13 protein-coding genes and 1 tRNA gene are annotated in these 13320 nt (G+C 43.3%); 7 read left to right on the top strand and 7 right to left on the bottom strand.

The features are described from left to right. Nucleotides 1-65: 65 nt before the first annotated feature. Nucleotides 66-1850, bottom strand: coding sequence for a glutamine--tRNA ligase/YqeY domain fusion protein (locus tag T426_RS0102200; RefSeq protein ID WP_234406354.1), 1785 nt, complete (start codon nt 1848-1850; stop codon nt 66-68). Between the two features lie 105 nt (nt 1851-1955). Here T426_RS0102200 and folB point away from each other — a divergent pair, with 105 nt between their 5' ends. Further along, entirely contained in the window at nt 1956-2306 is a 351-nt protein-coding gene (gene folB / locus T426_RS0102195; protein ID WP_025862900.1) for a dihydroneopterin aldolase, read from the top strand. Between the two features lie 129 nt (nt 2307-2435). Next, nucleotides 2436-2506 (top strand) — tRNA-Cys (locus T426_RS0102190). 101 nt (nt 2507-2607) lie between these two features. Here the strand turns inward: T426_RS0102190 and T426_RS0102185 are convergent. Beyond that, nucleotides 2608-2817 carry a dodecin family protein gene (locus T426_RS0102185; protein WP_025862899.1) on the bottom strand — a complete coding sequence of 70 codons (210 nt, stop codon included), beginning with the start codon at nt 2815-2817 and terminating at the stop codon, nt 2608-2610. 182 nt (nt 2818-2999) lie between these two features. Between T426_RS0102185 and T426_RS26165 the strand changes: the two genes are divergently transcribed. After that, complete coding sequence (locus T426_RS26165) at nt 3000-5468, top strand: helix-turn-helix domain-containing protein (protein WP_025862898.1); 2469 nt, start codon at nt 3000-3002, stop codon at nt 5466-5468. Nucleotides 5469-5477: 9 nt separating this feature from the next. Here T426_RS26165 and T426_RS0102175 read toward each other — a convergent pair whose 3' ends face one another. Next, the gene (locus T426_RS0102175) at nt 5478-5738 is read right to left on the bottom strand and encodes a CPF_0552 family protein (RefSeq protein ID WP_025862897.1); all 261 of its coding nucleotides are present in this window, start codon (nt 5736-5738) and stop codon (nt 5478-5480) included. Nucleotides 5739-5880: 142 nt separating this feature from the next. Between T426_RS0102175 and T426_RS0102170 the strand changes: the two genes are divergently transcribed. Both T426_RS0102170 and T426_RS24855 read left to right on the top strand, forming a co-directional pair. Continuing rightward, on the top strand, nt 5881-6450 hold the full coding sequence (locus T426_RS0102170) for a peptidylprolyl isomerase (protein WP_025862896.1): 570 nt from the start codon (nt 5881-5883) through the stop codon (nt 6448-6450). Nucleotides 6451-6758: 308 nt separating this feature from the next. Then, nucleotides 6759-7397: a DUF3267 domain-containing protein gene (locus tag T426_RS24855; RefSeq protein ID WP_025862895.1), complete on the top strand. Its 639-nt coding sequence runs from the start codon at nt 6759-6761 to the stop codon at nt 7395-7397. Here the strand turns inward: T426_RS24855 and T426_RS0102160 are convergent, their stop codons facing one another. After that, complete coding sequence (locus T426_RS0102160; protein WP_025862894.1) at nt 7398-8024, bottom strand: YgjV family protein; 627 nt, start codon at nt 8022-8024, stop codon at nt 7398-7400. A gap of 205 nt (nt 8025-8229) precedes the next feature. Here T426_RS0102160 and T426_RS0102155 point away from each other — a divergent pair, with 205 nt between their 5' ends. Next, nucleotides 8230-8742 carry a hypothetical protein gene (locus tag T426_RS0102155; RefSeq protein WP_027585212.1) on the top strand — a complete coding sequence of 171 codons (513 nt, stop codon included), beginning with the start codon at nt 8230-8232 and terminating at the stop codon, nt 8740-8742. Here the strand turns inward: T426_RS0102155 and T426_RS0102150 are convergent. Both T426_RS0102150 and ppk1 read right to left on the bottom strand, forming a co-directional pair. Continuing rightward, nucleotides 8715-9269, bottom strand: a complete 555-nt coding sequence (locus T426_RS0102150; protein WP_025862892.1) for a hypothetical protein — start codon at nt 9267-9269, stop codon at nt 8715-8717. The two genes, T426_RS0102155 and T426_RS0102150, sit on opposite strands and share 28 nt — an antisense overlap. A gap of 37 nt (nt 9270-9306) precedes the next feature. Further along, entirely contained in the window at nt 9307-11373 is a 2067-nt protein-coding gene (ppk1, locus tag T426_RS0102145) for a polyphosphate kinase 1 (RefSeq protein WP_081782335.1), read from the bottom strand. A 196-nt stretch (nt 11374-11569) separates the two neighbouring features. On the opposite strand from ppk1, the gene pgeF reads away from it, so the two are divergent. Next, on the top strand, nt 11570-12397 hold the full coding sequence (gene pgeF / locus T426_RS0102140; RefSeq protein WP_025862890.1) for a peptidoglycan editing factor PgeF: 828 nt from the start codon (nt 11570-11572) through the stop codon (nt 12395-12397). A gap of 293 nt (nt 12398-12690) precedes the next feature. Here pgeF and T426_RS0102135 read toward each other — a convergent pair whose 3' ends face one another. Further along, nucleotides 12691-13071: a (deoxy)nucleoside triphosphate pyrophosphohydrolase gene (locus T426_RS0102135; protein WP_025862889.1), complete on the bottom strand. Its 381-nt coding sequence runs from the start codon at nt 13069-13071 to the stop codon at nt 12691-12693. Nucleotides 13072-13320: the final 249 nt, after the last annotated feature.

Below are 13320 nucleotides of genomic sequence, written 5' to 3'. Positions count from 1 at the left end.
AAAAAAAGCTGTCTCCGGTCAATGCCGGAAACAGCTCATTCAAATATTTATTTCGTACAGAGTTATTACATTTTCTTCCAGGTTTCCCTGAGCGAAACTGTCCGGTTAAAACGCATTTTTTCAGGAGTTGACTCTGGATCGAGATTGAAATAGCCAATGCGTTCGAACTGGAAATGATCAAGCGGTTGAGCGTCCTTCACGAACGGTTCGACATAACATTCCGAAAGAATTGTCAACGAATCGGGATTCAGGAATTCTTTGAAATCAACATCTTTGTGACCAGCTGGATCGGGATCGTTGAACAACCGATCATAGAGCCGTACCTCTGCTTTCACTGCATGTTTTGCTGAAACCCAGTGGAGCGTTGCTTTAACTTTCCGTCCGTCGGGAGCATTACCCCCTTTTGTCTCTGGATCGTAGGTACATCTCAACTCAGTTATTTCTCCGTTTTCATCTTTCACTACTTCGTTACAGGTAATGAAGTAAGCATAGCGCAAACGAACCTCGCGACCGGGCGCCAGACGGAAAAATTTACGAGGCGGATCTTCCATAAAGTCATCCCGCTCGATATACAGCTCCCGCGAGAAAGGCACACTGCGTTTACCCATGCTTTCATCCTCGGGATTATTTACCGCCTGGTTCATCTCCTCTTTGCCTTCCGGGAAATTCGTGATAACCACTTTCAACGGATTCAAAACGCCCATTACGCGTTGTGCACGCTTGTTCAAATCTTCGCGAACAGCATGTTCCAGAAGCGCTACATCAGTTACTCCATCCACTTTTGTTACGCCAATTCGTTCCGAGAACTTCCGGATCGATTCCGGTGTATATCCTCGCCGGCGCAAACCAGAAATGGTAGGCATTCGCGGATCGTCCCATCCACTTACATATTTTTTCTGAACCAGTTCGAGCAGGCGACGCTTGCTCATAACGGTATAACTTAAATTCAACCGGGAGAATTCAATCTGGCGCGGACGGTAATCGTCCGTTTTCAGCTCATCGACGAACCAGTCATATAATGGGCGATGAATCTCAAATTCAAGCGTACAAACCGAATGGGTAATTCCTTCCCAGTAATCACTCTGCCCGTGAGCAAAATCATACATCGGATAGATGCACCACTTGTCACCCGTGCGGTGATGTGTCTTTTTCAGTACACGGTACATCAACGGGTCACGCATGTGCATGTTGGGCGATGCCATATCCACTTTGGCCCGCAAAACACAATGACCTTCATCGTATTCTCCATTCCGCATTTTTTCGAAATGCATCAGGTTTTCTTCCGGCGAAGTATTTCGGTAGGGGCTGTCTATTCCCGGACGTTGCGGTGTTCCCCGTTGCTGGCTAATGATTTCCTGCGACTGGAAATCGACATAGGCAAGTCCCCGATTGATTAACGTTACGGCAAACTCATACAATTTGTCAAAATAATCGGAGGCATAGTATTCCCGATCGCCCCAGTCAAAACCGAGCCAGCGAACATCTGCTTTAATGGAATCGACATATTCCGTCTCTTCTTTGGTCGGATTGGTGTCGTCGAAACGTAAATTGGTCAATCCGTTATACTTTTCAGCAATACCGAAATTCAAACAAATCGATTTAGCATGGCCAATATGCAGATAGCCATTAGGCTCCGGAGGGAAACGAGTATGAACCCGTCCATCATTTTTACCTTCAGCTAACTCAGCTTCAATCTGCTGATGAATAAAATTCGTGGGAGCCTTTTTCTCAGCTCCTTCTGTTGCGGTTTTCTTTTCCGTCATATGCAATGAATTACTTCGCGGAATTGTTGTCAAAATGTTCTCACAAAAGTAAGAAGAGTTTCCCCATTCATGGTAATAATCAATCATAAAAATAGGTTTTGATAAAATACTCGTAATTTTGGGAAAACATACAACGGTTATAAAGACACTATTCCCGCGTAAGGGTTAATTTTTAAACGGGTTAATAACAGCATGGGACTGATTGAAATTGAGGACATGGAATTTTATGCCTATCACGGGCATTTTAAGGAGGAACAAGTGGTTGGAAACCGCTTTTTGGTTAATGTAGCCATACGCACCAACTGCCAGGCTGCATCAAAGAGCGACAAACTGGAAGATGCACTGAATTACCAGATAGTTTATCAGGTTATTAAAGATGAGATGGAAGAAAAATCGCATCTGTTGGAACACATTGGCGGACGCATTCTTGACCGACTATACGCAACTTTTCCGGAAATTCACTGGGCTAAAATAAAGATCTCGAAAATGAATCCTCCGATGGGAGGACAAATTGAACGGGTGAGTGTGACCCTGGAACGCTGACGCCGGGGATTTTTAAAAAGAGAGTTGCAAGGGATAAAGAAATTTGCCTATATTTGCATCCGCATCGAAAAAATAAGGGTTATTCGTCACTAAAAAGTGAGTTCCCACCTAATTTTCGAACGCAATAATGGTCGGTTGGCCGAGTGGCTAGGCAGCGGTCTGCAAAACCGCGTACGGCGGTTCGAATCCGCCACCGACCTCAACCCAAAAGCCGCATTTCTGATATCAGGAATGCGGCTTTTGTTTTCCCGACTCAGTTAAGCTTCCCGGGAAAAAATTGAAACGTCTTTACGCCTCATTATCAATTTTCGAACTTGAAAGATACTTTTACCTTGACTCGGTAAGCTTCTACTTTACCGTCATTTATCTGCATATCCAATTGCGAAACTTCTGCAATACGCAAATCACGCAACGATTTTGAAGCGCGCTCAACCGCATTCATAGCCGCTTTTTCCCATGATTCCTTGCTGGTACCAACCAGTTCAATAATTTTGTATACACTTTCCGACATAATAAGCCCTCCTTTTTTTTATAATCAATTAGTAATCAAATCTATTTAAGTTACAAATATTCAATACTAAAGACAACCTATTTACTTGCGTCGAAAACTGTTTTTCAAACGTCTCTCATTACCCGATAACCTCGGTATTTTTTCGTAACTTCAATATCCGAATGCCAAATTTCACCAAAACAATGACTGAGAATCCTGAAATTGACTTGGCCAAAAAATTCGTCTGGTTTACCAACCGGAATGTTTTCCTGACGGGTAAAGCCGGGACCGGAAAAACGACCTTTTTACAAAACCTGAAATTAAATCCGGTAAAGCGCATGATTGTTGTTGCACCAACCGGTGTAGCAGCCATCAATGCCGGCGGGGTAACTATCCATTCTTTTTTTCAACTTCCTTTTGGCCCGATTCTGACCAAACGGGTGACCGGAGTCGCAAATCAACCCAACCGCAATGAGCGGCTTTACCGTTTCAGTAAAACTAAAATCAATATTATCAGGTCGCTGGATTTATTGATCATCGACGAGATCAGTATGGTACGAGCCGACATACTGGACGGAATCGATGACGTTCTTCGCAGATACAGACGCCCGGAGCTTCCTTTTGGAGGTGTACAACTGTTGCTGATTGGTGACCTTCAGCAATTACCGCCGGTGGTAAAAAAAGAAGAATGGGAATTGTTAAGGCCCTACTACGATACGTTCTATTTCTTCAGCAGCCAGGCACTGGCCAGTGCAAAACCCGTTAATATCGAATTGAAAACGATCTTCCGCCAACGCGATGACGATTTTATCCGTATTCTGAATGAAATTAGAGATGACAAACTAACGCCTGCGTCGCTCGAAAAGCTAAATAAGCGATATCACCCTTCCTATCTGAACGGAGATAATGACGGGTACATTATTCTCACAACACACAATGCCGGAGCCGAAAGCATCAATCGCCAGAAGCTGACAAAACTAGAATCACAGCTTCACTCGTACGATGCCGAAATACAAGGAGATTTTGCGCAATACAATTTCCCGGCACCGGCAGAACTGCAACTGAAGGAAGGTGCACAGGTCATGTTTCTGAAAAATGACAGCTCGTTTCGGAAACAGTACTACAACGGAAAAATTGGTGTCGTAACCGAACTCGATGAAGAACATATCGAGGTATCCTTTCCGGGAGAGGATGAACGGGTTAATGTGCAAAAGGAAGAGTGGCGAAACATTCAATATACGATTCATCCCGAGACGAAAAATATTGAAGAAAAGGAAATTGGCAAATTCATTCAGTACCCGTTAAAGCTTGCGTGGGCCATCACCATCCACAAGAGCCAGGGACTCACTTTTGAAAAAGCTGTCATTGATGCGCATGCGGCATTCGCGCACGGTCAAACCTACGTGGCGCTCAGTCGCTGCAAATCGCTGGAGGGACTGCGGCTGAGTACGCCACTATCAACCGATGCCGTTATTTGCGACCCCACAGTTCAACATTTCAATAATAATGTAGCAGCACATACGCCCGATGGGCAGGAGTTCACTAAATCGAAAAGAGCTTATCAGCAAATGTTGTTGAATGAGCTTTTTGACTTCAGGACTGTGGAAAAACTAATCAGGCAACTTCTCAAACTACTCAACGAAAACGAAGGAAGTATTCAAGGTAACCTGAAAGTAAAACTACCGGAATTGTTAAAGCCTCACCTGCTTCATCTAAACGAAGTTTCAATGAAATTCATGAAGCAATGTGAGCACCTTTTTCAGGAAAACCGGTATCCGGAAACCGATGCATTTTTCAACGAACGGATAATTAAAGCCAGCCATTATTTTAAGAATTACCTGGAAAATGACTGGCAACCCGTCGTCGAGTCACTCTTCTATGAATCGGACAATACCGCCGTTCTAAAATCATTAGATGAATTATCCGATAAAATCACTGAATTCATCACGCATAAGAAGATCTTTCTCACGTCTGTTGCCGAAGGCTTTGAGCTGGAAAAATATCTTCGGGCAAGAGCGCTGGCACACCTAGAGGAACCAAAACCGGTCCGTTCAAAAACTGAAGCGTTGACGGATACAGACGTCACCCATCCGGAACTCTATCAACAACTAAAAACCTGGCGGTATCAACTGTCCAGTGAATCCGGCGTTGCTCTCTACTCAATCGTATCGCAGAAATCATTACGTTTAATTGCCAACGAATTACCAACAACCATAAAACAGCTCGGTTCCATTCATGGTATTGGCAAGAAAAAACTCACCCAACATGGTGACGATATACTCGGAGTTGTCAGAGAATATTGTCTCCGGAATAATATCCCGCAAAGGAAGGACAATGGGCAATCAACAACTGAAAAACACAAAGAGAATACCAAACAAATCACGTTCGACTTGTACCGGCAAGGCATGGATATTACCACCATCAGTGAAACAAGAGGCCTGACTCAGGCGACTATTGAAAGACACCTCGGCTATTTTATTCAACAGGGCAAGTTGGAAATCACTGAATTTGTTCCGGAAGAAAAGATAAATACAATCATACCACTCATTGAGCGTGATGACACACGCTCCCTTACCGAAATAAAGCACCTGGCCGGCGACGAGGTAACTTACTCCGATTTGCACTTTGTGATCAATCATCTGAAAAGAATAGAGACGGAAGATTTGTCTTGAAAAAATGGTTCAATCAGACACGTCCAATTGCACCAGCCGGGCATCAACTCCTTTTACTAATTTGAGTTTTCGAACCAGTTCGTCGTGTTTGGTTTGATCTCCGACCAATTCTAAGAATATCAAACCACTCTCAGAACAGTTATCCAAAACTCCATCGTGAAGCCCCAATCGCGTTTTGATGAAACAGCCCCATCCGGTTAATATCTTCTGAACACGTTCAGCTGTGTCTTTCCGATGACGGACGAGTAGCAATAACACATCTCTTTTCATGGGATAAAATTTTTCTGGTTAATTGATTACAAGAAATTTACGAAATTACGGCCGGTGCATCAACTGAATTAGCAAATCAACACGCACAAAATTCCGGATGGAACGATTTATATTTATGCATTCATAGCTAAAGCCTTTTCCAATGAAAAATTTCGTATTAGCTTTCCTTCTGGTTGCCTTTAGTGCTTGCCAAAACGAACCCATCGTTGAAATCCAGACGACTTTGGGAAACATTCAGGTGGAACTTTACCCGGATAAGGCTCCGGTCACGGCCAAAAATTTCTTACATCTCGCAGATGAAGGAGTTTACCGTAACGCTGAGTTTTACCGCACCGTTCGTATGAACAACCAGCCCAATAATCAAGTAAAGATTGAAGTCATTCAGGGTGGACTGTTTGAAGACAGTCTGGTTGACAAGATTCCGCCCATACCTCACGAAACAACAAAACAAACTGGTATTAAACACAAAGATGGTGTGATATCCATGGCACGGAATGCACCGGGTAGTGCATCGTCTGAGTTCTTTATCTGCATTGGAGACCAACCGGAATTGGATTATGGCGGAAAACGAAATCCCGACGGGCAAGGTTTTGCTGCATTCGGTAGAGTCGTTAGGGGGATGGATATAGTTAAGAAGATACAAATGCTCCCGGACTCAGGACAATATTTAGTGCACCCGGTAAAGATTCTAAATATAACCAGATTAAAATGATGCTTCAGGGCAAATTATTTGCTGAAAATCAAGGAATAAGTGCCGTATATTAAAGCATTAAAAGATTTTAAAATCATCGTTCATCCTTTCAAACATATGATTCAATCATTCAAAATACCTATTCGCTCATTCTAATTTAATATTTGTTAAATAAATATTACGAAAGGTGTATCTTTGTATTGGTTGATTAAAGTTCAAGTTGCCTCGCACGAAAACGAACAGGCAATTTTTGGTTTTTACCCCGCTGCATTCCAGCGGGTTTTTTTATATCTTGTCTGAAGGTAATTACCAGCAAATAGGCAAAAAAAATGGGACCAACTCCTGAACAGATTCAACACGGCCCGGGCTATAAATTAGTAGCCAAAATTTCTCATGACAACATAAAAGCTTTTTTGCTGGACCAGTTTTCAGGTGGTTCGAGGTTGGCCAAACGGTATATGGTATACCAAACGGTAATGGGGATAGTATTGGCCGGATTACTAACCTACAGCATTGTATCTTTCTTTAAAGGCTCAAAAAAGGAACTCGAATGGTTTTCTTTGGCTGTACTTATCTCGTTTACTTTCCTGGTGATTTTGCATGAACTGCTACATGCATTGGCTTTTCTGATGACCGGAGTAAAAAATATTTCCTTTGGAGCCAATTTCTGGCGTTTCATCTTTTATGTACAGGCAGACCGCGAAGTGATTCAAAAAAAGCAATTTCGATTCGTGGCACTCACTCCTTTCATTGTGATCAACCTGATTACGGCCGCAGGGGCTTTGTGGAGCCTCGGACAAAATTCGTCTGCCATTATTCTATGGCTGAGCATTATGGCGATACACAGCTTTTTTTGTGCAGGTGATTACGGTTTACTTTGTCTTTATCAAAATCATCCGGACAAGGAAATCGTCACTTTTGATTTGAAGCATGAGCGTTGTTCCTATTTCTACGAAAAAATAGCCTGATTATTTAATCCGAAACACATACTGGTCACCTTCGCGGATAAAACCGATCTTCTCGAGATAGTTGTTATGGGCCGTGTTTTGAACTTCGGAATAAAGCATATTATATCCCAGATACCGGAAGCGGTCAATATTCCTTTTGAAGATATAATCGGCCACCTTGTAGTCGCGGTAGCGGGGCACCACATAATCGAGGACAATATGGAGCGTATCAGCATCCTTAATCTCCAGGACAATGAGGCCGGCCATATTCAGGTCACGATGGACAAACATAATTAGGTATTCCTCTTCTATTTTGAAGTTAAAACGGGGAAAGAAGCGCTCGATGTCGTCATGGTAATATTCCAGAAAATCGGCCAGGTAATCGTTTTCCTCGGAATGGACAAAGGCTACGCGAAACGCTTCCTTCTTCCGGTAAATTCCGTAAAGATATACCAAATTAACACCAACAATAAAGATATTAACTCCGGCTACCGAAATGGAATGAATTAATATACCATATACCGAAAATATAATAGAACCAACGAGATTTAACCACCGCAGTTTAACAAGCGAAGACATCATCAGGCTAATCGCCACCAACACCGAAGCTACCAATCCGATCGCTTCATAATATTCAGAGAAATCCATAAGTAAAAGTTTCTATCCCAAAGACAACATCCAACTGCCACATTTGGTTTGTCTTTTTCGGAATTGAGCATAAAATTAATCGTTGTATTACTTCCGACCAAACAAATTCAACGCTTTGAAAGATTAAAAAAAGTCATCAAAATAATCCTCAAAAAGAACAATCGCATTAGAATCTCCCGTAATTTTGTTAAGGGGGAGATGTAAGATGGGATACCTGCTGAAGATATTGAACGTATTTGTTTTGGCGAGCATTAAGTACTTCTGGACACCGCCTTATGTCAAACTATTGAACCTTGAGTTTTGGGAGACCTTCCTGGCTGTTGAAGCCGGAGGAATACTTGGATTCATCTTCTACTACTACCTGAGCGGCATCATTATCCATAAATTCCTGGAGCATCTGCCCAAATTGTACTGCTGCACACCAATTACTTTTCAGCGAAGAGTAGATATTTGGCTGGATCAGTTTAAGGAAAGACGCAGGCAGCGTCGGAAATTTACCCGCCGAAACAAGTTTATTGTTCGTACCCGGATGAAATACGGCATGTGGGGCATCATCATTCTCACACCGATTTTACTGTCTATTCCGCTGGGAGCCTTTCTTGGGAAAAAATACTATGAACGGAAAAGAAGATTTCTGCCATTAATGATCTTCTCCATCTTCCTATGGGGCATTATATCGTTCATTCTTTTCTACAAGTTTCCGTCCATCTTCCGTTGAGCGTCGATGGCTGCCAGTAATTTTCGGCCCCTACTTCGAAATCCCTTACCTTCCGTGTCCCACTGTTCTTCAATAATAGCTTTCAGTTCCTGCAACAAATCGGGCTCTTTTTTCCCAGCCTGAAAGATAATCTGCATGCAATGCACTTTCACAGCCGGTGGTTCTGGAGAATACAACCAATCAAAACAGGTATTTATGACAATGCCCAACCATTTTTCGGGAATCAAAACGCGGGTTAGTATGCGCGCGAAATGCCGCTTTTGTGAACTGTTTTCCAACGAAGGAAGCCGTTCACAGAATTTTCCGATTTGTGGCTTCAACAGTTCAGGATACTTTTCCGTGGTATTATCGATCAGGTAACAGGCTCGCCAGGCCGCAGGATGTTCATCAGAAAAAGCAACTTCAAGACATCGATTGAACAACGCTGGATTGCTGTGTAAAGCCTCGTGCCAAAAGCCCGATTGGTTGCCTCCGATGTTCACAAAGCCACCGCGCAACATTTCGATCATTTCTTCAACGCTTTCCATTTCAGATGTATTGCTCCCGACTTTCGTCATTTCCCGGTTAACCGCGGGTGTCTTCTTCGTTATTTTCGTGCTGTTGCCGGATATACCGGTAAAACTCCATCTGCGACTTAAACGGAGTTTCGTTATCTGTTTTCCTTAGCTGATTCGCAAGATTATTGTCCAAAACACGGGCAGCCTCATTATCCTGCCACTGTAGTTCCAGCATCTTCACAATTTCCCTGCGCAAATCATCGTCATAAATCGGAGCTCCCACCTCAACACGCCTGTCAAGGTTTCGCGACATGAGATCGGATGACGAAATAAACAGGCGCTCATTTCCACTATTATGGAAATAGTAAACCCGGGAGTGTTCCAGGAAACGGTCAATCATTCCGATACAGGGAATGGTATATTTCCGGTCGGGCGGTGTTGGCAGCAACGAGAACATGCCTCTCACATTCAGGCGAACGTCAACACCGGCTCGCGCAGCATCGTGGATTTTCCGAATAATAACCGGATCGACCAGGTTGTTGCACTTGATGTAAAACATTGCCTTTTTCCCTTCCAGTTTATTGCGAATTTCCTGATTAATCATGCGAATAATCCGGCTTCGCATATTAAACGGCGAAACCATCAAATGCCGGAAACGATTCAATTTATAATTACGTTCGAAAAAATCGAACACATAATTAACCTCACGGGCGACGCGTGGATCAGCGGTACACAAGAGATGATCGCTGAATACCCTGGCCGTATCCTCATGGAAGTTACCGGTTCCCACACAGGCAAAAAGCTTATCTTCGCCGTGCTCCTTCCGGTTGATAATACATATTTTAGAATGCACTTTCAGACCGGGTACACCAAAAATAACTTTCACATTCTCTTTGTCCAGCAGGTTTCCCCATTCAATGTTGTCCTGTTCATTAAACCGGGCCCGAAGCTCCAACACAACCGTTACCTGTTTCCCATTCCGGGCGGCATTGATTAAGGCATTCATGACACTCGAATCGGGAGCTACCCGGTAAACCGTGAGCTTTATCTCGGTAACTTTTGGATCAATCGAAGCTTCCCGCAGAAGATCGATAAAATGGATAAACGACTGGTAGGGAAAATGAAACAGCAGGTCCTTTTCCGAAATGCTTTCCAGGTAGGTTTTTCCCGGAAGGACCCGCTTGTGCCTGATCGGTGAAATAGATTGATACTGCAGTTCTTTTCGTCCTACCTTGGGAAAGCTCATAAAGTCCTTGAAGTTATGAATCCTTCCCCCACCAATAATGGTATCGTCCTTCGTAAAGTTCAGTTTCTTCAACAGAATTTTCAGAAATTCCTGAGGAAGTTTTTTATCGTAAACAAAACGGGTCGGTTCACTCTGTCCCCGTTTCTCCAGGCTCTTTTCTACCGTTTTCACGTAACTTTCTGCCACATCATCGTTAATATCCAGCTCGGCATCACGCGTAAGCTTAACGATGTATGAACCAATTTCATCAAACTCGAACATGTAAAACAGGTCCTTCAGCTCATACCGGATAATATCCTCCAGCAAGATGATGTAAGTTCCACGGGGATCTTCCGAAGGAATAATAACGAAACGCGGCAATACGTCCGACGGAACTTCGATGAGTGCATACGTCATTTTCTCCTGGCAGATCATTTCCACCGCCATGTAAATCGCATCATCGCTCAACATGGGCAATGGCAGGCTCTTCTTCAAAATAATGGGCATCAGCCGGGGACGGACTTCCTGCAAAAAGTAGTCGCGCACATATTTTCCCTGACTTTCCGACAGTTCATGTTCATTAACCAGGTAAATGTAATCCTTGGCCAGTTCTTTCAGAATGCCCTTATATATCTGCTCAAATCGTTTCCCCTGTTCTACCACAATGCGTTCTATCTCATCCAGCACCTCTCTTGGATCGGCACCTTCTACCATCGTAGTCCGTCCCATCATCGCCAAACGCCGGAGAATAGCTACCCGAACACGGAAAAACTCATCCAGGTTATTGGAATAAATGCCCAGAAACTTAATACGTTCGATAACCGGTACATTTCTCTTCGAAGCTTCCTGTAAAAGACGCTCGTTGAATGATAGCCAGCTTATTTCTTTATTTCTAACTTCAATGCTCATAAAACTTGTGACCATAATGTTATGGTAAATTTTAAAGATAAGAATTATGTGGAAAAAGCAACCTGACAAAGGCTACTTCCTGCGTTAAAAAATAACGAAAAAAGATAGAGTTTCCAGTTCGCCAGAACTACGCAGGTGAAGGATTGTTCTATTATTGGTAACCACATTTTCTGCGTAAAGTTCGAAAACACTTAATATGAGAAAGACACAACTTGAACAGCTTCCGGTTTACGTTTTTTCCCGTTTTTCCGGCTACCCGGAAATTGTCCATTTTTCAACCACCCGAAACGGCGGACAAAGCCACGGTCGTTATAAAACGCTAAATCTCGGCTTTAACTCGGGTGATGAAGAATATAATGTACAAGCCAATCGTGAAATACTGAGCAACGCCTTGGATTTGAAGCCCGGGCATTTAGTTTTCACTGTGCAAACGCACTCATCCCGTGTTGCCAAAATCACGTCCGAAGTGCTTAGTTGGAATGATCAAACTCGTCGCGAAAAACTTAACGAGACCGATGCGTTAATAACCAATGTGCCCAACATCTGCATTGCAATAAAAACCGCTGATTGCATCCCGGTTCTGCTATACGACCCTCAACACAAGGCAATGGCTGCCATCCACGCCGGTTGGCGTGGAACGGTTGGCCGGATTGTTGCCAAAACCATCGATTCCATGAAGCAGGAATACGGTACTCTTCCTGAGAATCTCATCGCTGGCATTGGGCCAGGAATCGGGCCTGACGTATACGAAGTTGGCCCTGAAGTTGTGGAAATTGTCCATCAACAGCTCGGCAAAAATCACGGACTCATCCAATATTATCCGCAAAAAAGTGACCATCAACAATCACCTCATCTGGACTTGTGGAAAGCAAATTACGTACAACTACTGGAAACCGGCTTACCTGAAGAAAATATTGAAATCGCAGAATTGTGCACATTAAGTCACCCGGAAGAATTTTACTCTGCCCGCCGCGACGGTGCAGCTACCGGACGCATGGCTACAGGAATCATGATTCGGACATAAAAAAACAGCCCGATGTGGATATCAACAGGCTGTTTTGTGCAGCACTTCGGGATGAAGAAATATTGATACGGCTATCGGTATAGGCACGAAAGAGATTAGCAGGTAAAGAATGGCCGTAACCCGATTATTTTTATGCTGCATCATTCAAGACAGATATAATTTTAGGAAGGAACTCTTTTTATAACTGAGTTCAAGGTACAACCTTGGCAGGTAGAAAGTCAATACCTCATTCGTCTATTTTTTCCACACAAAAATATCCGGGTTGTTAACAACTCGATTCCATCTGTCTGAAATCAGGACAACAGGATCTCATCAATAATACGACAATCCGCTTCGCTAAAATCAACCAATTTTAGTTCCGAAAGCGACACCCAACGAATCTCATCGTGATCGGATAAAGAGATAGTTCCCCCGTTGACAAAACACTTCATCGCAATTAGCCGGATAGAAATATCGGGATAGTGGTGAACGACGGAACCCAACATTTTATCAACTTTCACTTCCAATGACAACTCCTCGTGTAATTCTCTTTCAACGGCTTCTTCCGGCGATTCATCCTTTTTTACTTTCCCTCCGGGGAATTCCCATTTTCCGCCTCTTGCTTTACCTTGTTTCCGCCGGCAAGCCAGAAATTTGTCGTCGTCCTGAATAATTGCACATACTACATTCACCATGACCGTAAAGATAGGGGATTTCAAACTGACACAACCTTTCGTGGCTGCTCTGAAATTTTTCAGAAGGTTCCCGGTTCAACATTTGGCGCTGTTGAATTTTTCAATTCGCCTCCGCAACAAAGCAAAGAGCTGTTGTCATCAATCATTCGGGCAATCAGAGAATTCTACCACCCAATCAAAAAAGCCCGGAGAAATTTCCCCGGGCCTGGCTTCACTTAAATTAATATGACAGTTGATTAAAAAATTTGG

It is taken from the genome of Prolixibacter bellariivorans ATCC BAA-1284 (assembly GCF_000621705.1).
Taxonomy (GTDB): domain Bacteria; phylum Bacteroidota; class Bacteroidia; order Bacteroidales; family Prolixibacteraceae; genus Prolixibacter; species Prolixibacter bellariivorans.
The sequence above is the reverse complement of the archived record's forward strand: the minus strand, read 5'-3'. Positions and strand labels throughout refer to the sequence as shown.